We start from the raw sequence: 22422 nt of genomic DNA on the forward strand, positions 1-22422 counted from the left end.
GGTGTCATGCATCGGAAAAAGTACCCGTTCATCGCGGGATTCCTCATTCTTCCCGTCGGGCTCTACGTATTGCTGGTCATCTGGCCCTACATCCAGACCATCAGCTACTCCTTCACCGACTGGAGCGGCGCGTCCCAGAACTTCCATTTCGTCGGCCTCGACAACTACAAGGACCTCGCGGACGACGACGTCTTCGTCAAGGCGCTGCAACACAATGCCCTGCTCCTCGTTCTGGTGCCGACCCTGACCATTCTGCTCTCGCTGTTCTTCGCCTTCATGGTGAATGTCGGCGGCCGCGGCGGGGCCGGCGGAGTGTCCGGCGTCAAGGGATCCGGCTTCTACCGCATCGTCTTCTTCTTCCCGCAGGTCCTGTCCATCGCCATCCTCGCCATCCTCTTCAAGGCGGTCTACCGCGGCGACGACTCCGGCCTGATCAACGGCACGCTCCAGGCCGTCGGCCTCGGCGACAGGAGCAGCCCCACGGAGTGGCTCAACGACCCCGACCTGGTGCTCTGGTGCATCGTCTTCGTGATGGTCTGGGCCGGGGCGGGCTTCTACATGGTGCTGTTCTCCGCCGCCATGCAGTCCATCCCCCGGGACATCTACGAAGCGGCGCTGCTCGACGGCGCCGGGCGCTTCCAGACCTTCTTCCGGGTCACGCTGCCGCTGCTCTGGGAGACGATCCAGACGGCCTGGGTGTTCCTGGCGATCCTCTCCATGGACGCGTTCCTGCTCATCTCCACCCTCACGTCGCAGGACTTCGGCGGTGGCCCCGACCACAGCAGCGAGGTCATCTCGACGTACCTGATGCGCAACTTCCAGACGTACAGCAAGAGCGGGTACGCCTGCGCCATGGGTGTGGTGATGCTGCTCCTCACCCTGATCGTGTCCATCGTCACGCTGCGGCTCAGCCGCCGTGACCGCATCGAGTACTGAGGGAGGCGCGAGCGATGACGGCTCCCGCGACTCAACCCCCGCTCACCGAGGCCAAGGTGCCGGACCGGCGGGGCGGCGGCAGCGGCCCCGGCAGGGACGGCACGGAGGGCAGGACGCTCAACGCCTTCTCGCACGGCTTCCTGGTGCTGTGGGCGGTCATGATCGTGCTGCCCCTGTTCTGGATCCTGCTCGGCAACTTCAAGACCGACTCCCAGATCAAGTCCAGCGCCTGGACCTGGCCGACCGAGTGGACCTTCGACGCCTTCCAGCGCGGCTGGGAGAAGGGCGTCGGCGACTATCTGCTCAACACCCTGATCGTCATGGTCGTCTCGGTGCCCCTGACGATGCTGCTCGGCGCGATGGCGGCCTACGTCCTCGCCCGCTACGACTTCGTCGGCAACCGGTTCGTGTACTACTTCTTCGTCGCCGGATCGATGTTCCCGGTGTTCCTGGCGCTGGTGCCGCTGTACTTCATGGTCGACCGGCTCGGCATGCTCAACACCTACCAGGGACTGATCCTGGTGTACGTGGCGTACTCGCTGCCGTTCACCGTGTTCTATCTGCACTCGTTCTTCCGGACGCTGCCCACGGCCGTGCACGAGGCCGCCGTGATCGACGGCGCCTCGCACACCCGGGTGTTCTTCCAGATCATGGTGCCGATGGCGAAACCGGGCCTGATCAGCGTGGGGATCTTCAACGTCCTGGGCCAGTGGAACCAGTACATCCTGCCCCTCACCCTGATGCAGAAGCAGAGCGGCGGCGACGAGGACCGCTCCATGCTCGCCCAGGGCCTGGTGAGCCTGATGAACCAGGGGAACTACGAGACCGACCTGCCCGCCCTGTACGCGGGCATGACCATCTCCATGATCCCGGTGCTCGTGGTCTACCTGTCCTTCCAGCGGCAGGTGCAGTCCGGCCTCACGGCGGCCACGATCAAGTAACGACGGTCACGGCCGGGCAGCGGGCCCGATCAAGTAGTCGAACGCGATCATGTCAAGGAAGCGCCCCGTACGCGGGGCGTTTCGCATGTGCGGCGGGACCGCCTCGATTTCCGTCAAGGACTTGACTGCGGCGACCCGTTCAGCAGAGCTTGGAGTTCACAACTTGTACGGGCGGCGACGATGCCGTCCGCCATAGGCGGGAGTGGATGAGTCGATGGAGACTCCGGGGTCGCAGTCGTCACTGCACCGAGCAAATCTGGAGCGGGTCGTGCGCGCGGTACGGCTCGCCGGTTCGCTCACGCAGGCGGAGATCGCCAGGACGACGGGCCTGTCCGCCGCGACGGTGTCCAACATCGTCCGGGAGCTGAAGGACGGCGGCACCGTCGAGGTCACCCCCACCTCCGCGGGCGGCCGCCGGGCCCGCAGCGTCTCCCTGAGCGGTGACGCAGGCATGGTCATCGGCATCGACTTCGGCCATACGCACCTGCGCGTCGCCCTCGGCAACCTGGCCCACAAGGTGCTCGCCGAGGAGTCCGAGCCGCTGGACGTGGACGCCTCCGCCGCCCAGGGCTTCGACCGCGCGGAACGCCTGGTCGGACGGCTGGTCGAGGCCGCGGGAGTGGACCGCTCCAAGATCGCGGGCGTCGGCCTCGGCGTGCCCGGGCCCATCGACGTGGAGTCCGGCACGCTCGGCTCCACCTCCATCCTGCCGGGCTGGACGGGCACCAAGCCCGCCGAGGAGATGAACGAGCGGCTCGGGGTGCCCGTGCACGTCGACAACGACGCCAACCTCGGCGCGCTCGGCGAGCTGGTGTGGGGGAGCGGGCGCGGGGTCAGGGACCTCGCGTACATCAAGGTGGCGAGCGGTGTCGGCGCCGGCCTCGTGATCAGCGGCCGGATCTACCGCGGCCCCGGCGGCACGGCCGGGGAGATCGGGCACATCACCCTGGACGAGTCGGGGCCCGTCTGCCGCTGCGGCAACCGCGGCTGCCTGGAGACCTTCGCCGCCGCCCGCTACGTCCTGCCGCTCCTGCACTCCAGCCACGGCGGCGACCTGACCATGGAGCGCGTGGTCGGCCTCGCCGGGGACGGGGACCCGGGCTGCCGCCGGGTGATCGCCGACGTCGGCCGGCACATCGGCAGCGGTGTCGCGAACCTGTGCAACCTGCTCAACCCCAGCAGGGTGGTCCTCGGCGGCGCCCTCGCGGAGGCCGGGGAGCTGGTGCTCGGGCCGATCAGGGAGTCGGTGGGGCGGTATGCGATCCCGAGCGCGGCGCGCCAACTGTCGGTGCTCCCGGGGGCACTTGGCTCCCGGGCCGAGGTGCTCGGGGCGCTCGCGCTCGCGCTCAGCGAGATGGGGGATTCGACCCTTTTGGACGGGAGTCTCCCGGCTGCCACACCCGCCTTCACTTAGATAACGCATGGCACCGTTGTCATCTCGTTAAGGATTTACTCCTTGACGCGTGTCGGGTGGCCGAGTTGACTTCGAGCCACCTCGGCCGCAACGACGCGGCCACGTCAGGGAGGCACCCCCGAATGAACGCATTGACGCGCCGCGTCGGCATAGGCACCGTCACCGTTTCCATGGCGCTGGCCTTGGCCGCGTGCGGAGAGGCCGGAGACGGCGAGGACAAGGGCAGCGACGGCGACGGCAAGACCATCGGCCTGCTGCTGCCGGAGAACAAGACCACGCGCTACGAGACCTTCGACCGCCCCATCATGGAGTCGAAGATCGAGTCGCTGTGCGGCGACTGCGAGGTCAAGTACAACAACGCCGCGCAGGACATCGAGACGCAGAAGAAGCAGTTCGACGCCCTGATCACGCAGGGCGTCAAGGTGATCATCCTGGACTCCGTGGACTACAAGTCCACCAAGGGCTGGGTCGAGCGCGCCAAGAAGGAAGGCGTGCAGGTCGTGGCGTACGACCGGCTCGCCGAGGGTCCGCTGTCGGCCTACGTCAGCTATGACAACGAGAAGATCGGCCGCCTCCAGGGCGGTGCCCTCGTCAAGGCGCTCGGCTCGAAGGCCAAGAGCGCCAACGTTGTCATGATCAACGGTTCGCCGACCGACCCGAACGCCCCCTTCTTCAAGAAGGGCGCCCACTCGGTGCTCGACAAGAACGTCAAGAAGATCGCGTACGAGCAGGACATCCCGGACTGGTCCCCGGACGAGGCCAACAAGAAGATGGCCACCGCCATCGACAAGCTCGGCAAGGACGGCATCGACGGCGTCTACTCCGCCAACGACGGCATGGCGGGCGGCATCATCACCGCCCTCAAGCAGCGCGGCATCGACGTCCCGGTCGGCGGCCAGGACGCCGAACTCGCGGGCCTCCAGCGCCTGCTGAGCGGCGACCAGTCCTTCACGATCTACAAGCAGATCAAGCCGGAGGCCGAGACCACCGCCGAGATCGCGGTCCGCCTCCTCAAGGGCAAGGACATCGACGACCTCACCGACCGCAAGGTCGACTCGCTCAGCGGCGACTACAAGGGCATCCCCGCCAAGCTGTACGACGCGCGGGCGATCACCAAGGACGAGGTGGCGGGCACCATCGTCAAGGACAAGGTGTACAAGGTCAACGAGATCTGCACCAAGCAGTTCAAGAAGGCCTGCGACGAGGCCGGGATCAAGTAACCCCCGGTGATCGCGGAGTGCTTTCCGGTGCAGGCGAGGTGCTCTCCGGTGCCCGCGGGGTGCTTTCCGGTGCCCGTGGGGTGCTCTCCGGTGCCCGCGGGGTGCCGTTCCCGCCCTTCCCGGGGTGTTGACGCGGCGCGAGGGCCGCGAGACACCTTCCCCAGCGGTCCGGTGCCCGCCCGAGCCACATCCCGCCCCGCGGCCGGAGGGCGGGCACCGGCCACCTCGCTCCGCCCCAGCTCCCCGGCCCTTCCCCTGCTCCCGCAGCTTTTTTCCTGCTCCCGCAGTTCTCCCCCCCCTGCTCCCGCAGCTCTTCACCATCCCCGCCGGCCAGGCGGCGAAGGAGATGATTCACGTGTCCGCTACGCCCGTGCTGGCGTTGCGCGGGGTCTCCAAGCGGTTCGGTGCCGTCCAGGCGCTCACGGACGTAGACCTCGAGATTCACACCGGTGAGGTGGTCGCCCTCGTTGGCGACAACGGCGCCGGAAAGTCCACCCTCGTCAAGACCATCTCCGGGGTCCACCCCATCGACGACGGCGCCATCGAGTGGGAGGGCACCAAGGTCGACATCAGCCGGCCGCACGACGCCCAGAACCTCGGCGTCGCCACCGTCTACCAGGACCTCGCGCTCTGCGACAACCTCGACGTCGTCGCCAACCTCTTCCTCGGCAGCGAGCTGAGGAGCGCCTCCGTCCTCGACGAGATCAAGATGGAGAAGCGCGCCCGGGAGCTCCTGGACACCCTGTCCATCCGCATCCCGAGCGTCCGCATCCCCGTCGCCGCGCTCTCCGGCGGCCAGCGGCAGGTCGTCGCCATCGCCCGCGCCCTGGTCGGCGACCCGAAGGTCGTCATCCTCGACGAGCCGACCGCCGCCCTCGGCGTCGAGCAGACCGCGCAGGTCCTCGACCTGGTGGAGCGGCTGCGCGAGCGCGGCCACGGCGTGATCCTCATCAGCCACAACATGGCCGACGTGCAGGCCGTCGCAGACCGCGTCGCGGTCCTTCGCCTCGGCCGCAACAACGGCGTCTTCGACGTCGAACGGACCTCGCCCGAGGAAGTCATCGCCGCGATCACCGGCGCCACGGACAACGCCGTCACCCGCCGCAGGGCGCGCACGGCCACGGCACTGAAGGAGGACGCGAAGTGAGCGACCTCGCCAAGACCCCCGAGCCCACGAAGTCCCGCACGGCCGCGGGCACCGCCGTGGACGCCGAGCCGTCCGCGGCCCCCGCCGCGGCCGTCGACCCCCGCCTGCTCGTGCGCGAGCAGGGCTTCGCCGGGTACTGGACGGAGTTCGTCCGCAAGGTGCGCGGCGGTGAGCTCGGCTCGCTGCCCGTCGTCGTCGGCCTGATCGTCATCGGCCTGGTCTTCCAGCTCCAGAACGACAAGTTCCTGTCCGCGAGCAGCCTCGCCAACATCGCGGTGTTCACCTCCGGCGTCGGCATCATGTCCGTCGGCATCGTCTTCGTGCTGCTCCTCGGCGAGATCGACCTGTCCGTCGGCTCCGTGGCGGGCGTCGGCGCCGCCGTCTGGGCGGTGCTCAGCGTCAACCACGGCTGGGGCGACTGGCTGTCGGTGTTCGTGGCGATCGGCTGCGGCACGGTGATCGGCGTCCTGCACGGCTTCTTCTTCGCCAAGATCGGCGTACCGGCCTTCGTGGTCACCTTGGCGGGCTTCCTCGGCTGGAGCGGCCTCCAGATCTGGATGATGGGCAAGGAGGGCAGCATCAACACGCCCACCGGCTCCGTCGTGGAGGACCTGACCACGCACTTCTTCGCCGACAAGGCCGCCGCGTACGGGCTCGCGGTGGTCGCGGTGCTCGCCTACGCGGGCTCCCAGCTCCTGGACTCCCGCCGCCGCAGGGCCGCCGCGCTGCCCTCGCGCCCGCTCAGCGAGATCCTGCTTCGCACCGGCGTGCTCGCCGTCCTCGCCCTCGTCGTCGCGTACTTCCTGAACGAGCCCAAGGGCGCCCGCGGCCTGCCGCTCGCCCTGGTGCTCTTCCTGGCCGTCCTGGTGGTCGCGGACTTCGTGGCCCGGCGCACCACCTTCGGCCGTCAGGTCTTCGCGGTCGGCGGCAACGCGGAGGCGGCCCGCCGCGCGGGCATCAACGTCGACCGGGTGCGGATCACCGTGTTCGCGATCTCCGGCATGCTCGCGGCCTTCGGCGGGCTCTTCATCGCGAGCCTCTCCGGCGGCGCGACCAAGAGCCTCGGCAGCGGCAACACCCTGATGATCGTGATCGCGGCGGCCGTCATCGGCGGCACCAGCCTCTTCGGCGGCCGCGGCAAGATCTGGTCCGCCATGCTCGGCATGCTCGTGATCCAGTCGATCCAGCAGGGCCTGAACCTGGAAGGCATGGCCAGCGAGATCCAGTACATGATCACCGGCGCGGTGCTCCTGGCCGCCGTCGTGATCGACTCGGTCTCCCGGCGCACCCAGAAGTCCGCGGGCCGCGCCTGAACCCGCAGGTCCGTGCCCGGTGCCGGTGGTCCCCGGTGCCGGGCACGGCCATGTCCGCCGCCGGACTCGGATAGGAACTTGTGTTCGCATCGAGTACGGCGTGTGCCCCGCCCCGACCAGTCGTACCAGTCTATTTACGGCCGAACGCGTGACGCCGGACTTCAGGGCCGGACTCCGCCGTCAGCGGCGGAACATTAGACTCGACAAGCCCGGCAATGCTCGAACAGCGCTACACGCTCTACTGCAAGGAGGCACGGGTGCCGCTGCTGACCCGCATCACGGGACCGCGCGATCTGGACCCGCTCGGCCCGGAACAGCTCAACGAGCTGGCGACCGAGATCCGCGGCTTCCTCGTCGACGCGGTCGCCAAGACCGGCGGCCACCTCGGCCCCAACCTCGGCGTCGTCGAGCTGACCATCGCCCTGCACCGCGTCTTCGAGTCGCCCAAGGACAGGGTCCTCTGGGACACCGGACACCAGGCCTACGTGCACAAGCTGCTCACCGGCCGCAAGGACTTCTCCGCCCTGCGCGCCAAGGGCGGCCTCTCCGGCTACCCCGCGCGCGCCGAGTCCGACCACGACGTGATCGAGAACAGCCACGCCTCCACGGTCCTCGGCTGGGCGGACGGCCTCGCCAAGGCGAACGAGGTGCGCGGCAAGGACGACCACGTGGTCGCCGTCATCGGCGACGGAGCGCTCACCGGCGGTATGGCCTGGGAGGCCCTGAACAACATCGCGGCCGCCAAGGACCGCCCCCTGGTCATCGTCGTCAACGACAACGAGCGGTCGTACGCCCCCACGATCGGCGGCCTCGCCAACCACCTCGCGACCCTGCGCACCACCGACGGCTACGAACGCTTCCTGGCCCGCGGCAAGGACATCCTGGAGCGCACCCCGGTCGTCGGCAGGCCGCTGTACGAGACGCTGCACGGCGCCAAGAAGGGCCTGAAGGACTTCATCGCGCCGCAGGGCATGTTCGAGGACCTCGGCCTCAAGTACGTCGGCCCGATCGACGGCCACGACATCGAGGCCCTGGAGTCCGCCCTGACGCGCGCCAAGCGCTTCGGCGGCCCGGTCATCGTGCACTGCATCACCGAGAAGGGCCGGGGCTACCAGCCCGCGGAGGAGGACGAGGCCGACCACTTCCACGGCATCGGCCCCATCCACCCCGACACCGGCCTTCCCATCGCCGCCTCCGGCATGGACTGGACGTCGGTCTTCGGCGAGGAGATGGTCAAGCTCGGCCGGGAGCGCGAGGACATCGTCGCGATCACCGCCGCGATGCTCCAGCCCGTCGGCCTGAAGAAGTTCGCCGACGAGTTCCCGGGCCGCGTCTACGACGTCGGCATCGCCGAACAGCACGCCGCGGTCAGCGCCGCGGGCCTCGCCACCGGCGGCCTGCACCCCGTCTTCGCCGTCTACGCCACCTTCCTGAACCGCGCCTTCGACCAGCTCCTGATGGACGTGGCCCTGCACAGGTGCGGCGTCACCTTCGTCCTCGACCGTGCCGGTGTCACCGGCACGGACGGCGCCTCGCACAACGGCATGTGGGACATGTCGATCCTCCAGTGCGTGCCCACCCTGCGCATCGCCGCGCCCCGCGACGCCGACCAGGTGCGCCTCCAGCTCCGCGAGGCCGTCGAGGTCGACGACGCGCCCACCGTCGTGCGCTACTCCAAGGGCGCCGTCGGCCCCGCCGTCAAGGCCGTCGCCACGGTGGGCGGCATGGACGTGCTGCGCCGCGCCGACGCCGAGCGGCCGGACGTGCTCCTGGTCTCCGTCGGCGCCCTCGCGCCGATGTGCCTGGAGATCGCCGCACTGCTCGACAAGCAGGGCATCTCCACGACCGTCGTCGACCCCCGCTGGGTCAAGCCGGTCGACGAGGCGATGGCGCCGCTCGCCGAGCAGCACCGCGTCGTGGTCACCGTCGAGGACAACTCCCGCGCGGGCGGCGTCGGCTCGGCCGTCGCCCAGGCCCTCAGGGACGCGGGCGTCGACGTGCCGCTGCGCGACTTCGGCATCCCGCCCCGCTTCCTCGACCACGCGTCGCGCAAGGAGGTCATGGCCGAGATCGGGCTCACCGCCCCCGACATCGCCCGCCAGGTGACCGGCCTGGTCGCGAAGCTGGACGGCCGCTTCGAGCGCGCCGGCGTGGACTCCGTGGAGCCCGCGCGCGACTGACGGCCCCCGGGGTCCCTCACCGCGTCCGGGACGGCCCGGGTCGGCCCCGTGTCCCGGACGGCCCGGGGTCGGCGCCGCCTCCGGAGCGGCCCGGGTCACGCACCGTATCCGGATGAGCCGGTTCCGCCACCGTCAAGAGTGGTGAAACCGGCCCATCCGCGTGAATGCGCCCGCGTCGAAGCATCACCTCCGCGCCCCCTCTCGATCATGTCGAGGACGACAAGCGTGGGAGGTACCCCGTGAGCAGCACCCTCTTCCGGACGAAGAAGGTCGAGCAGTCCATCCTCGACACCGAGGAGCCAGAGCACGCGCTCAAGAAGTCCTTGTCCGCGCTGGACCTGACCGTCTTCGGCGTCGGTGTCATCATCGGCACCGGCATCTTCGTCCTCACCGGCACGGTCGCCAAGAACAACGCGGGCCCCTCCGTCGCCCTGGCCTTCGTGGTCGCCGGGGTCGTCTGCGCGCTCGCCGCGCTCTGCTACGCCGAGTTCGCCTCCACGCTCCCCGTGGCGGGGTCCGCGTACACGTTCTCGTACGCGTCCCTCGGCGAGCTGCCCGCCTGGATCATCGGCTGGGACCTCGTCCTGGAGTTCGCCCTCGGCACGGCGGTGGTCGCCGTCGGCTGGTCGGGGTACATCGCCTCGCTGCTCGACAACGCGGGCTGGCAGCTGCCCGAGGTGCTCAGCGGGCGGGACGGCGCCGACGGCTTCGGCTTCGACATCCTCGCCGCCGCCCTCGTCCTGGTCCTCACCGGCATCCTCGTCCTCGGCATGAAGCTGTCCGCGCGGATCACCTCGCTCGTCGTCGCGATCAAGGTGGTGGTCGTCCTCGTCGTGATCGTCGCGGGCGCCTTCTTCGTCAAGTCCGAGAACTACGACCCGTTCATCCCGCACTCCCAGCCCGTGGAGGCGGGCGGCGGGCTGCACTCCCCGCTGATCCAGATGATGTTCGGCTGGGCCCCCGCCAACTTCGGCGTCATGGGCGTCTTCACCGCCGCCTCCGTCGTCTTCTTCGCCTTCATCGGCTTCGACATCGTCGCCACCGCCGCCGAGGAGACCAAGAACCCGCAGCGGGACATGCCGCGCGGCATCCTCGGCTCGCTGCTCATCTGCACCACGCTCTACGTGGCCGTGTCGATCGTCGTCACCGGCATGCAGCACTACAGCAAGCTCTCCGTGGACGCCCCGCTCGCCGACGCCTTCAAGGCCACCGGGCACCCCTGGTTCGCGGGCTTCATCAGCTTCGGCGCCGCCGTCGGCCTCACCACGGTCTGCATGATCCTGCTGCTCGGCCAGACCCGGGTCTTCTTCGCCATGAGCCGCGACGGGCTGCTTCCGCGCTTCTTCTCCCGCGTCCACCCGCGCTTCAGGACCCCGCACCGGCCGACCGTACTCCTCGGTGTGATCATCGCCGTCGTGGCCGGGTTCACCCCGCTGAGCGAACTCGCCGAGCTGGTGAACATCGGCACCCTGTTCGCTTTCGTGATCGTCGCGATCAGCGTGGTCATCCTGCGCAGGACCCGGCCCGACCTGCCCCGCTCCTTCCGCACCCCCTTGGTCCCGCTCCTGCCGATCCTGTCCGTGTGCGCCTCGCTGTGGCTGATGCTCAACCTGCCCGCCGAGACCTGGATCCGCTTCGCCGGCTGGATGGCCGTGGGCGTCGTCGTCTACTTCCTCTACGGGCGCTCGCACAGCATGCTCGGACGGCAACAGAAGACGACCGACGACCACCCATCACGATGAGTGACACCCCCTTCTGGCGCTCCGGCCCCGTAAGTCCCGCCTCGACCGGAACTGCGAGGCCGCTAGCGTGCGCCCCATGCTCGTCGAGCGCCTCGCGTCCACACGCTGTGTAGCCACTGGCACCGCCCCCGGCCACCGGACGTACTGGACCCGGCTGCTGCCCGCCCTCGCCCTGCTGGCCTGCGCCACCCGCCTGCCCTCCTTCGCCGGTCCGCTGTGGAACCCCGACGAGGGCTATCTCGCCGTCCAGGCCCGCCTCCTCGCGGACGGGGGCGAGCTGTACGAGACGGTGGTCGACCGCAAGCCGCCGCTCGTGCCGTGGCTGTACCGGGCCGCCTTCGCGGTGGCGGGGGACGAGTCGCTGACGTCCGTACGGATCCTCGCGATCGGCGCGCACCTGCTCACCGCCGTGCTGCTCGCCTCCCTGGCCCGCCGCCGCTGGGGGGACCGGGCGGGGCGCACGGCCGGCGTCCTGTATCTCCTGCTCTCCGTCGGCCTCAACCCCGAGGACGCGCAGGCCGCCACCTTCGAGGTCTTCATGCTGCCCGGCACGGCGGCCGCCGTGTGGAGCGCGGACAGGCGCCGTTTCGGGCTCGCGGGGACGGCGGTGGCGTGCGCGTTCCTGGCCAAGCAGACGGGGGGAGCGGTGCTGGTGCCGGTGGTGTGGCTGCTGTGGGGGGCGGGGGGTGCCGGGCCGGGGCCTGGCGGGGTGCGGCGCGAGGGGGTGCGGCTCGCTGCCGGGGTGGTGGGGCCCGTGTTCGCGGCCGCCGTGCTGACCGACCCCTCGGGCTTCGTGTTCTGGACGGTCACGGGGTCGGGCGCGTATGCGTCCTTCACCGGCTCGGAACTCCACGTGCTCGCCCGCGGCCTCGCGAACACCCTGCTGCTCGGGACGGCCTGTGCGGGGATCCTGCCGCCGGTGGTGCGGGTGCTGCGCGTCGCCAGGACCGGTGCGGCGGACCTGTGGCTGTGGGCCGGCTCATCGGCGGGCGCGGTCGTGCTCGGCTTCCACTTCTTCGGCCACTACTTCCTCCAGCTGACGCCGCCGCTTGCCCTTCTGGGCACAGTCGCGCTGCAAATCCTGCCCCGGGAGCGCACCGTCAGGGCAGTCCTCGCCTCCGCGTGCGTCTGCCTCCTGTTCGTGGCCTGGGGGCTGCTCGCGCCCCGCCCCGACCTCGCGCACGCCGAGCGCCTCGCCGCCGCTCTCCAGAGCCGCACCGCGCCCGGCGACCGCGTCCTGGTCTGGGGCATGCACCCCGAGACGTACTGGCTCGCCGACCGCACCCCGGCCAGCCGGTACCTGAGCGCGGGCCTGCTCACCAACTTCAGCGGTGGCCGCGACGGGCCCCGGGTGGGGGAGGAGTACGCGGTGCCCGGTGCCTGGCGGACTTTCCGCGCGGAACTGGCGGCTCGCCCGCCCGCGGTGGTCGTCGACGACTCCCGGGGGAAGCCGTACGGGGCGGGGCGCGTGTGGGGCCTTCGGCGGGTGCTGAGGGGTGGGGGGTACGAGCGGGTGGGGGTGGTGGGCGGGGCGGTGGTGTACGCGCGGGGGGTGGGGTGAGGCTGGGGGCCTCGCGGGGGCGCTCCAGACCCCGCTCCTCAAACGCTGGAGGGGCTGAAACGTCGCCGGTGCCGCAAAGTTCCAGCGTGCGGCGATAATCTCAGCCCGTCCGGCGTTTGAGGACGAGGCGCGGAGCGCCGATACGGGGGTCCAGGGGCGAAGCCCCGGGCGTGGCGCGAAAGGGAAGCCCCGCCCAGCCCTCCAGGGCACCGGGGGCACCCGGGGGGTCACATGCGCCGCCAGTCGCGCGTGACCGCGCCCATCGCCGCCACGGCCCCGCGCCGCCCCCCGCGGCTGTCCCGGATCCCGGCCCCGAACTCGACGTGCAGGAACTCCGTCTCCTCGGCCCAGGCGGTACGCCCCTGCACGTTGCGGCGCCCCTCCAAGGGGCAGGAACGGGCCCAGGCACGGCACACCTCGTAGCCGCGCCGCCGCAGCGCGTCCGCCAGGTCCCTGCCCTCCGCCACCGCCTCGCGGCCCCGCCCGGTGGAGGCGACCACGTCGTACCGGGGCGCGGAGTCGTCCGCCATGCCGTGCACCTGGATGCCGGGCACCCCGCGCTTCGCCAACTCGTCGCAGATGGCGTGGAACACACTCTTCCGGCGGTGCGCCACGTCCGCCTCGTCACCGTGCCCGGCTTTGCGATGTGCCCCAGCAATGACGAGCACGCCGCCGGGGGAGCGGCCGAGCAGCGCGGCGCCCAGATGCTCGGTGTTGCGGTCGGCCACCGGGTGCGGCACCTGCACGGACCAGCGGATCGGGGAGTCGAGGTCCACGTACGCCCGGCCCCAGCCGCGGGGCGCCTCGGCGTCGTCGGAGCGGTCGAAGACCTCGGCGTAGCGCCGCCCGGTGCCCGGTTCGGTGACGGTGCGGATCCGGAAGTCGACATCGGCCAGTCGGCGTTCGGCGCGGGAGCGGTGCCGGTCCAGGAGGAGGGCCACTCCTTCGGCGACGGCACGCCGCTCGTCGCGCGTGGGGCGGCGGTACCCGCTCTCCTCGGAGAAGCCCGAGGTGTAGGCGGTGACGCGCTCCTCGAGGCCCGCGTGGGCCGACACCGAACCGGAGGCGGAGCGCTCTTCGGAGCCGTCGTCCGACGAGCTGCACTGCGTGAGACTCAGCACGCTCGCAGTGACGACGGCAAGCACGGCAAGACCCCTGAGCCGCTTTGCTTTTGTGATCGGCCGAATTGGAGGGTGAGTCATGGTTGTATAAAGATAGCCTCGTGATGACACGTCCTTCTCGCGGGCTCATACCGGCCTGCGCCGCCTCGCTCGTCCTGCTCGCGGCCACCGCCTGCGGCCCCTTCGGCGACGACGGGAAGGCCGCCGACGGCGGCGACCCGGCCTTCACCGTCGCCGCGGCCGGCGACATCCTGATCCACCCCAAGCTCACCGAGCAGGCGCGCAAGGACGCGAAGGCGACGGGCAAGGGCGAGCAGGGGATCGACTTCGCCCCGATGCTGGCCGGCATCAAGCCGGTCATCAGCAAGGCGGACCTCGGCATCTGTCACTTCGAGCCGGTGGTGGGCGAGCCCGGCGGCCCCTTCCAGGGCTTCCCCGACTTCGTGGTGCCGCCGCAGGTCACCACGGCGGTCAAGGGCGTCGGCTACGACCAGTGCTCCAGCGTCTCCAACCACAGCCTCGACCACGGCCCCGAGGGCGTCACGCGCACCCTGAACGCCCTGGACAAGGCGGGCCTGCGGCACACCGGAACGGCACGGAACCAGGCAGAGGCGGACAAGCCCCTCATCACCAATGTGAAGGGCGTCAAAGTCGGTCAGATCGCCTTCGCGCTCGGCTTCAACGGACGTGAGGTCCCCAAGGACAAGCCCTGGCTCGCCAATCTGACCGACTTCGACCGGATCGCCGCCGCCGAGAAGAAGGCCCGCGCCGCCGGTGCCGAGGTGGTGATCCTGAGCATCCACTGGGGCAAGGAGCACCAGCCCAACGCCGCGGCCCAGCAGATCGAACTCGGCCGCAGGATCGCCAAGGAGACCGGCATCGACCTCGTCGTCGGCCACCACGCGCACGTCGTACAGCCGATGGAGAAGGTCGACGGCACCTGGATCGCGTACGGCCTCGGCAATCAGATCGCCCGGCACGACGCGCCGAGCGGCCTCACCGAGGAGGGCGTGATCGGCTGGTTCGAGTTCCACAAGCGCGACGGCAAGTGGGACGTCGACGCCAAGTACGTGCCCACCTTCACCGAACTCCCGCCGGACCCCGACGAGTCCGGCCGGCTCCCCAAGGGCGCCGTGCAGGACAACCGGCTGATCACCGTGGCCGAGGCGCTCCGCGACGGTGACAAGCTCAGCGACCAGCAGCGCGCCCGCTACCGCCTGGCCTTCGAGCGCACCGAAGGTACTCTGCTCAACCGCGGCGGCGGCAAGGACGGCCTCGAGGCCCTGGAGAAGTTGCCGGACTGAGAACCTTTGGAGAACACCCGGCGGCAGGGCTGGCTACCTTCGCCGCTCCCAAACAAAGTGGATCTTTGATCTAGCTCACACTTCGCCGCGTTCGTACATCCATCCGGACCCGTCATGGGTCATGACATTCCGATCGCACCCGTGCGCCGAAAACGCGCAACGGCGCGCAACCCCTTGCCCGCGTCACCCCAGTGTCACTTCGTGTCACTCCAGGAGAGGAGCACCCCCTTGGCCGCTTCGCCCACGAAGCGGCGGCACAAGGTCCGCCGAAGGACCGACATGTCACTCATCGGAGGCATCCGGCCCCCGATAGCCGTGCTGTCGGTTCTGCTCCTTGCCCTGGCGGGCGTCACCGCCCTCACCCTCGGCCGCGTCGGCCAGGAGGCCGTCCCCAAGGCCGTCAAGTCGTCCCAGCAGCACTTCGCCGAGGACGGCGCCATCGCCCTGCGCGCCTCCATCGACGAGAGCGTCACCGACCTCACCCGGACCGCGGACCTGTTCAACGCGGCCGACCCGGTGCCCGCGGACGCCGTACTCGACAAGATCGGCAGCGTCTACCAGAAGTGGATGGGCACCGCCGTCGTCGAGATCCGCTCCGGCAAGCTGATGGCCGCGCGCGGTGAGAACGTGCCGCTGGCCGCGATCGACCGCTCGAAGCTGAGCGGCGACCACGGACTCGACCCGCGCATGGTGCGCCTGGAGAACGGCGAGACCCGACTCCTCACCTTCTCCGTCCTGGCCTGGAAGGGCCAGCCCCAGCAGCTCCTCGTAGCGTCAAGCAGCCTGCGCTTCCCCGGCATCAGCCTCGGCAACTTCCGCTCCATCGCCGTCGTCGGCGAGGACGGCAAGGTGCTCAGCACCGACGGCATCCCCGAGCCCGAGCAGGTCAGCACCGACGAGGAACAGGCCGAGGTCAAGGCCTCCAACAACCAGCTCAAGGCGTTCGCGGAGACCGCGGCGAAGAAGTCCCGCAGCCACCCGCTCCTGTCCAAGGAACCGGGCTCCGGCGGCTACCTCGGCGTCAGCGGCCACCTGATCGGCGACCGCCACGACGGCGAGCGCGCCGTCGCGGGCTACGCCTCGCTCGCCGCGCCCGAGGCCGGCGAGTCCACCGTGGCCACCCGGCTCGGCCTCAGCGTCGTCGCCATGGTCCCGGTCGCCGAGGACTCCAAGCGCACCACCAGCTCCGCCTTCGGCCTGCTCGCGGCCGGCGCGCTGCTCCTGATCGGCGGCCTGACCGTCTTCTGGCTCCTGCGCACCGTGCAGCGCCCGCTGATCGGCCTGTTCCTGGAGAGCCGCAGGCTCACCCGCGGCGACCTCAACCGCCCGGTGTCCGTGCCCAAGCACGGCGAGGCCGCTCGCATCGGCGCGGCCCTGGAGCGGCTGCGCCGCCAGCTCCTCGGCGAACCGGCCGCGAAGGCCCCCGTCAAGCGCAGCAGGTTCGGCAGCAGGACCCTGGTCGCGGTCGCCGGCGTGCTGCTGCTCCTGTGGGCGGGCCCGCTGCTGCTCCTGCTCAACCGGGCCGGTGGCAGCGTCCAGGTGCCGCAGCAGATGATCAACGACCAGCGCGAGCGCACCGACACCCTCTCCGACCGGGTCCGCCGCGCGCTCAACGAGGGCCACGCCGACCTCACCTCGGTGGCCTCGCTGATCGGCGCCAAGACCGATCCGTCGGACATGGAGAAGGTCCTCGACAGCACCCTGAACCAGCACTCGCGCTACCGGTCCCTGTACGTCCTCGACAGCAAGGGCGATGTTCTCGCCAGGGCGGGCGGCGACCCGCGCGGCGCCGGCGACAAGCCGTCCGCGCAGCTGGTCCGGGTGGTCGACGAGGACGGCAAGGAGCCGGTGATCATCGGCACCGCCGAGCTGTCCGGGCGCCAGGGCGCCGCCGTGGTGGGCGAGTTCCGCATCGAGTTCCTCAACTCGCTGCTCAAGCGTCCCGGCCTCGGTTCGGTGCGGGTCGTCGACAAGGACCGTAAGATTGTCGGCGGCAACACCGGTTACCGTGAGTTCCAGGGGCTGCCGACCGGGCGCCTCGACGGGCTCGTGAAGGGCACCAGCCAGAAGGTCGGCAACAAGCCGCGGCCCAGCGGCGTCCTGTACCGCGACGGCGACGACATCCAGATCGCCGCCGCGGCCCCGTTCGCCGGTGGCGGCGTGGCCGAGCAGTTGGGCTGGACCGTCGTCAGCTGGCAGCCCGCGTCCTCGCTCTCCATCCCCGAGTACACCTTGCAGAACCGCACGGTCCTCGCGGGCATGCTCGGGGCCACGGCGGCCGTGGCCTGTCTCGGCTGGCTGCACATCATCGTGGTGCGGCCGCTGCGCAAGCTCACCGACCAGTCGGAGGCACTGGCCGACGGAGACCGCAAGACCGTCCTGTACCCGGTCCACCACGACGAGGTCGGAGCCGTCACCCGCAGCCTCGAACTGATCAGGCAGCAGCTGCCGTCCAGCGCGCAGCGCAAGCGGGATGGCGCGAGCGCCGGTCTCGCCGGAAGGAACTGAACCGCCGTGCTCTTCCTCTTCACCGTCCTGGTGGTGTGCTGTGCCGTGCTGCTGATCGCGGGAGTGATCGAGCAGCGGCGGCACTTCACCAACCTGGAACACATACCGTCGCGGGTGCTGGTCAACGGCATCCGCGGCAAGAGCTCCATCACCCGCCTGTGCGCCGGCGCGCTGCGCGGCGGCGACCTCACCACGGTCGCCAAGACCACCGGCACCGCCGCCCGCTTCATCCACCCCGACGCCACCGAGGAGCCGGTCTACCGGAAGTTCGGCATCGCCAACGTGGTGGAGCAGATAGGCATCGTGCGGCGCGCCGCCGCGTACCACCCGGACGCGCTGGTCATCGAGTGCATGGCGGTCATGCCCGCGCTCCAGGAGATCAACCAGTCCAAGCTGATCCGCTCCACCATCGGCGTGCTCTGCAACGTCCGTGAGGACCACCTCGCCGAGATGGGCCCCACCCTGGACGACGTGGCGCGCTCGCTGTCCCGCTCCATGCCGGAGAACGGCATCTGCGTGACGGCCGAGAAGGACCGCTTCGACATCCTCAAGCAGGAGGCGGACTCCCGGAACTGCGAGCTGATCTACGCCGACCCGGAGACGGTGTCCGACGAGGAGCTGCGCGGCTTCAGCTGGTTCACCTTCAAGGAGAACGTGGCGATCGCCCTGAAGGTCGCCGAGCTCCTCGGCGTGGGCCGCGACGTCGCCCTCCAGGGCATGTACGACGCCCCGCCGGACCCCGGTGTGCTCTCCGTCGAGCGGTACGTCACCGAGGAGGGCAAGAAGCTCCGCTTCGCCAACGTCTTCGCGGCCAACGACCCCGAGTCGACGCTGATGAACATCAACCAGCTGCTGGACCTCGGCGCCATCCACCGCCCGCTGAACGTGGTCATCAACTGCCGTCCCGACCGCGTCGAGCGCAACGGCCAGATGGGCGAGATCATCCCGGACCTCAAGCCGGACAAGGTCTTCGTCATCGGCCACCCCGCCAAGTCCGCCATCGACGCCATCCCCTCCGAGTGGCGTTCGCGCGCCGTGGACCTCGGCGGCGACAAGCGCGACCCGGAGGAGTTCATGCACGAGCTGATCGGGCAGCTCGGCGCCGAATCCTCGCTCGTGGCCATCGGCAACATCCACGGCCAGGGCGAGCTGCTCCTGGAGCACCTCGCCGAACTCCCCGCCGACGAGAGCGAGGACCCGGCGTCCCCGGCCGCCCCCGCGGGCGAGTCGGCGGGCGAGACGACCGGCAGCCACCACCTGTACGAGCCGCACCTCGACCCGTACCAGCACTACCCGGAGGCGTACGAGACCCGGTACAACACGGCCTCGCACCAGATCCCGGCGCAGTTCGCCCACACCCACGCCGCGCAGGACCCGTACGCGGCGCAGGGCTCCTACCAGGGCGCGTACCAGGGCCAGCAGCACCAGGGCCAGGGGCAGCACCAGGGCCAGCACCAAGGCCAGGGCCAGCACCAGGGGCAGTACGCGGCCCACGACCCGTACGCGGGGCAGGGAGCCCAGGCTCCGTACGGGAACCACGGCGGCTACGGCAACCAGGGCTCCTACGACGCCTACGGCCAGCACAACCAGCACGCCCAGCACGACCCGTACGCGCAGCACCAGACGTACCAGGCACCGCACGAGACGCAACCACAGGCACACCAGGACCCGTCTGCACAGTCGGGCCGGTCCGCACAGCAGCAACCTCCCGCACAGCGCGGCCTGTTCGAGCCGCGTGTCCAGCCCGCCCCGCCCGCCGCGGATGAAACCCAGCAGTGGCACAGCCCAGGAGAGCAGCGTTGATCCCGTCCGTCCTCACCCCCGAGATCGCCGCGGTCGGCATCGCGCTCGGGCTGCTGTTCTCGCTCGTCTGCTACCTGACGACGAACCTGTCGCCCGGCGGCATGATCACGCCGGGCTGGCTGGCGCTGACCCTCGTCGAGGACCTCCAGCGCGCCGCCATGGTGGTCGGGGTCACCGTCCTGACCTACGTCTGCGTGCTGCTGATGCAGCGCTTCGTCATCCTCTACGGCAAGCGCCTGTTCGCCGCCGTCGTCCTGACCGGTGTGGTGCTCCAGGCCACCGTGATGATCGTCCTGTCGATCGAGTTCCCGCTCATGTACAGCAACCAGACCCTCGGCTTCATCGTGCCGGGTCTGATCGCCTACCAGCTGGTGCGCCAGCCCAAGGGCCCCACCCTGCTCGCCACGGGCTCGGTGACCCTCATGGCCTATGTCGTCCTCACGGCCGGGATCCTCCTCGGCTTCATGCCGTCCGCCTGACTCCGGAGCCACTCATGCCGCTCAAGAAGAAGCGCCCCGCACTCCACGCCGTCACCGTTCTCGCCCTGCTCGCGGGCAGCACCTACCTGACCGTCGAACTGCGCAAGGACGAGCAGGACAAGACGCCCACCGTGCAGGCCGTCACCGACACGCCCGACCTCACCAACGGCACCGGGCAGGCCGACGGCAAGCAGAAGTGGGAGCGGCTTCGCAACCCCGACCGGTCCGTCCTGCGCACCGAGGACGGCAAGGTCCTCGCCACGTTCACGGACGGCGCCCGCACGGCGACGCTCTCCGGGCCGAGCCGTACCTTCGCCGAGCCCACCAACACCAAGTCCAAGGTCGTCACGGACAACTGGGTGCGGCTGATGCCGGAGAACTGGCGCCAGGGGGCCGAGAAGGAGAAGTGGTTCAAGGACTGGTTCAAGCAGTACGCCGGCAGCGAGGAGGACGACCTCTTCGCCTTCGCGTTCCAGTACGTGGAGGGGGCGCCGGTCAAGAAGGACGACGAGGGCATCGCCTACGCGGGTGACGCCAGCTTCGGGCCGCTGAACCCCAACGGCAGCGAGGGCAACGACCTGCGCGAGGAGCAGTCCGACTTCTTCGACTACCTCGGCATCCCGTACACCTTCAGGGACGGCACGACGATCCAGCCCGAGGCCAAGCGGGCGCGCGCCATCGACTGCTCCGGCTTCGTGCGGACCGTGTTCGGCTACCGGGCCCGGTTCCCGCTGATGGCCAACGACCTCTCCGGTGACGGTCTGCCCCGTACCGCCAACGGCATGGCCCGCAGCAAGGTCGGTGCGCCCGTCATACCCCTCAAGGGCGTCGCCCCGGAGGACCGCCCGAAGACCATCGACGTCGTCCAGCCCGGTGACCTGGTCTTCTTCAAGCTCGACGCGCGCACCAAGGAGCGGCTCGACCACGTGGGGATCTTCCTCGGCCACGACGGCGAGGGGCACAAGATCTTCATCTCCAGCCGCGAGGAGGTCGACGGTCCGACCATCGGCGACAAGAGCGGTACGTCCCGTCTGGACGGGAACGGGTACTACGCGTCCGCTCTGCGCAGCGCGAAGCGGCTCTGACCCTGCCGGGCGGGTGGGGGGTTCCCGCGCCGCTACCGCGGCACGGGGTTCCCCGCCCGCCCGTCCGTTTCCGGCCCGCCGTGCCGGTGCGGGGCTAGCCCCGCACCGCCCGGGGCCCCACGCACTCGGCTCCGAGTGCCCCCACCCGGCGCCGGAGTTCACGGTCCGCCGTGGCCACCACGCAGGGCCCGGGCGCCTCGGCCACGAGTTCCACGATGCGGTCGTCGCCGCTGCCGGGCGCGGAGTCCACCCGTACCCCCTCGACGGAATCGACCCCCCGCGCCTGCCCCTCGACCACGAGGACGACATCGAGGGGACCGGGACGCAGGGGCGGCAGCCCGGACGCGGCGAGCGGCACGAGCCGGTCCCGCAGCCGCTCCGCGGCCCCCCTCCGGTCCCGCCACCACCCGTCGGGCACGGAACCCACGACATTGGCACCGTCCACGACAAGGGTCACAGTCTCCATGTGGCCAAGCCTCGCACGCCCTGGTGCACCCACCCCCGCTGCGCCCATTAGAGTTGCAGGGACCCGACCTCACTGGCCCCGCCCCCGGAACGCCGCATGCCCCAAGCCCTCCCCCCACCCACCGTGACCGGCGACTGGCTCATACGCGCACGCGACGGCAGGCTCGCCGTGTACGCGTGCGAGAGCGACGCCGTGGTCTGCCGCACCCAGCGGCGCCCGGGCGGCCCCTGGACGGCCCCCCGCGCCGTCGGGGGCGAGCAGCGCGTGCACCCCGTCCTCGCCGTGGGACAGGGCACCGACGCGTACGCCCACCTGGTGTCGTGGCGCCCCACCGTCCCCGGCGAGTCCGGCCTCGTGCACTCCACGCACTTCCAGCCGCACCTCACCGCCCTCGACTGGAACCCGCTCGGCCACCCGAACAAGAAGGGCGAGAGCACCGGCGTGCCCGCCGTGACCGTCGACGCCCAGGGCCGCGCCCACGTCTTCGTCCCCAACCGCGGCGGCGGCCTCAGCATGCGGGGCCAGAAGGAGCGGGGCGGCTGGGGGCCGTGGCGCGACCTCAAGGGCAAGGGCGTGGAAGGACCGGTCGCCGCCGTCACGGGCGAGTCGGGCCTCGTCACGGCGTACGCGACCACCCCCGACGGCATCCTGCGCTGGCGCCAGGCCTCGCCCGGAGCCGTCCCCGCCCTGGACGGCGCCCCGCTCGCGGTCCGCGCCCGCCCCGGCACCCTGCGCGCCCTCGCCACGTCCGCCGAGCACACCACGCTCTACTTCACGGACGAGGCGGGGCGGTTGTGCGCGTGGCGTGGCTCCGCCGACGACGCGCCCGTACGCGTCCTGGCGGCGGCGGGCCCGGGCCCGGTGTCCGCGCTGCGCTGCGACCTCGACGGCCACGACTGCACCGTGCTGGCCCAGCGCGCCGAGAGCGGCCGTGTCGCCTTCGCCGCCCACCCGACCGAACTGGAGTCGGCCGGCGCCTGGTGGACCGAGTCGGGCCCCGCCCTGCCGATCGACGCGCGGGTCTCGCTCACCAAGGACGCCGACGGCCGGGTGGTCGCCGCGACCTTCGTACCCGGTACCGGAGCCCTGCGCCTCACCTACCGCAAGGACGAGCCCGGCCTCGCCCTCAGGCCCTGGGAGCAGGCGGCCACCGTCTGACGTGCGCGTGCGTTGTCACCCGTACGTGGAGTGCCCGGTACGTC

At 70.6% G+C, this 22422-nt stretch carries 17 protein-coding genes; 15 read left to right on the top strand and 2 right to left on the bottom strand.

The features are described from left to right. Positions 1 to 6 precede the first annotated feature (6 nt). The 9 genes from ACH4DX_RS24205 (at position 7) to ACH4DX_RS24245 (ending at position 12454) form a co-directional block, all read left to right on the top strand. On the top strand, positions 7 to 936 hold the full coding sequence (locus tag ACH4DX_RS24205) for a carbohydrate ABC transporter permease (protein ID WP_398115627.1): 930 nt from the start codon (positions 7 to 9) through the stop codon (positions 934 to 936). A gap of 14 nt (positions 937 to 950) precedes the next feature. After that, positions 951 to 1877, top strand: a complete 927-nt coding sequence (locus tag ACH4DX_RS24210; protein WP_398156660.1) for a carbohydrate ABC transporter permease — start codon at positions 951 to 953, stop codon at positions 1875 to 1877. Between the two features lie 214 nt (positions 1878 to 2091). Continuing rightward, positions 2092 to 3291, top strand: coding sequence for an ROK family transcriptional regulator (locus tag ACH4DX_RS24215; protein ID WP_398115623.1), 1200 nt, complete (start codon positions 2092 to 2094; stop codon positions 3289 to 3291). Between the two features lie 122 nt (positions 3292 to 3413). Beyond that, positions 3414 to 4511: a substrate-binding domain-containing protein gene (locus tag ACH4DX_RS24220; RefSeq protein ID WP_398156661.1), complete on the top strand. Its 1098-nt coding sequence runs from the start codon at positions 3414 to 3416 to the stop codon at positions 4509 to 4511. A 346-nt stretch (positions 4512 to 4857) separates the two neighbouring features. Further along, positions 4858 to 5658: an ATP-binding cassette domain-containing protein gene (locus ACH4DX_RS24225; protein WP_398115619.1), complete on the top strand. Its 801-nt coding sequence runs from the start codon at positions 4858 to 4860 to the stop codon at positions 5656 to 5658. Continuing rightward, a complete protein-coding gene (locus ACH4DX_RS24230; RefSeq protein WP_398115617.1) occupies positions 5655 to 6971 on the top strand; it encodes a sugar ABC transporter permease in 1317 nt (438 codons plus the stop codon). Before ACH4DX_RS24225 ends, ACH4DX_RS24230 begins: the two co-directional genes overlap by 4 nt. Positions 6972 to 7228: 257 nt before the next feature. After that, positions 7229 to 9151, top strand: a complete 1923-nt coding sequence (gene dxs, locus ACH4DX_RS24235; protein ID WP_398116112.1) for a 1-deoxy-D-xylulose-5-phosphate synthase — start codon at positions 7229 to 7231, stop codon at positions 9149 to 9151. Positions 9152 to 9390: 239 nt separating this feature from the next. Then, positions 9391 to 10893 (top strand): amino acid permease, encoded by a 1503-nt coding sequence (locus ACH4DX_RS24240; protein WP_398115615.1) that lies wholly within the window; start codon positions 9391 to 9393, stop codon positions 10891 to 10893. Positions 10894 to 10969: 76 nt separating this feature from the next. Continuing rightward, a complete protein-coding gene (locus ACH4DX_RS24245) occupies positions 10970 to 12454 on the top strand; it encodes an ArnT family glycosyltransferase (RefSeq protein ID WP_398156662.1) in 1485 nt (494 codons plus the stop codon). A gap of 227 nt (positions 12455 to 12681) precedes the next feature. On the opposite strand, the gene ACH4DX_RS24250 is transcribed toward ACH4DX_RS24245, so the two are convergent. Continuing rightward, the gene (locus ACH4DX_RS24250; RefSeq protein WP_398156663.1) at positions 12682 to 13575 is read right to left on the bottom strand and encodes a hypothetical protein; all 894 of its coding nucleotides are present in this window, start codon (positions 13573 to 13575) and stop codon (positions 12682 to 12684) included. A 104-nt stretch (positions 13576 to 13679) separates the two neighbouring features. Between ACH4DX_RS24250 and ACH4DX_RS24255 the strand changes: the two genes are divergently transcribed. The 5 genes from ACH4DX_RS24255 (at position 13680) to ACH4DX_RS24275 (ending at position 20754) form a co-directional block, all read left to right on the top strand. After that, positions 13680 to 14879 (top strand): CapA family protein, encoded by a 1200-nt coding sequence (locus ACH4DX_RS24255; RefSeq protein ID WP_398156664.1) that lies wholly within the window; start codon positions 13680 to 13682, stop codon positions 14877 to 14879. A gap of 279 nt (positions 14880 to 15158) precedes the next feature. After that, on the top strand, positions 15159 to 17387 hold the full coding sequence (locus tag ACH4DX_RS24260; protein ID WP_398115609.1) for a HAMP domain-containing protein: 2229 nt from the start codon (positions 15159 to 15161) through the stop codon (positions 17385 to 17387). A 6-nt stretch (positions 17388 to 17393) separates the two neighbouring features. Next, on the top strand, positions 17394 to 19190 hold the full coding sequence (gene pgsB / locus ACH4DX_RS24265) for a poly-gamma-glutamate synthase PgsB (protein WP_398156665.1): 1797 nt from the start codon (positions 17394 to 17396) through the stop codon (positions 19188 to 19190). Next, positions 19187 to 19669 carry a poly-gamma-glutamate biosynthesis protein PgsC/CapC gene (locus ACH4DX_RS24270; RefSeq protein ID WP_030574387.1) on the top strand — a complete coding sequence of 161 codons (483 nt, stop codon included), beginning with the start codon at positions 19187 to 19189 and terminating at the stop codon, positions 19667 to 19669. Before pgsB ends, ACH4DX_RS24270 begins: the two co-directional genes overlap by 4 nt. Positions 19670 to 19683: 14 nt before the next feature. Continuing rightward, a complete protein-coding gene (locus ACH4DX_RS24275; RefSeq protein ID WP_398115606.1) occupies positions 19684 to 20754 on the top strand; it encodes a C40 family peptidase in 1071 nt (356 codons plus the stop codon). A 94-nt stretch (positions 20755 to 20848) separates the two neighbouring features. Here the strand turns inward: ACH4DX_RS24275 and ACH4DX_RS24280 are convergent, their stop codons facing one another. Further along, positions 20849 to 21220 carry an NTP pyrophosphohydrolase gene (locus ACH4DX_RS24280; RefSeq protein ID WP_398115604.1) on the bottom strand — a complete coding sequence of 124 codons (372 nt, stop codon included), beginning with the start codon at positions 21218 to 21220 and terminating at the stop codon, positions 20849 to 20851. Positions 21221 to 21343: 123 nt separating this feature from the next. Between ACH4DX_RS24280 and ACH4DX_RS24285 the strand changes: the two genes are divergently transcribed. Next, on the top strand, positions 21344 to 22378 hold the full coding sequence (locus ACH4DX_RS24285; protein WP_398156985.1) for a hypothetical protein: 1035 nt from the start codon (positions 21344 to 21346) through the stop codon (positions 22376 to 22378). Positions 22379 to 22422 lie beyond the last annotated feature (44 nt).

The organism is Streptomyces sp. NPDC017940 (assembly GCF_044328435.1).
Classification (GTDB): domain Bacteria; phylum Actinomycetota; class Actinomycetes; order Streptomycetales; family Streptomycetaceae; genus Streptomyces.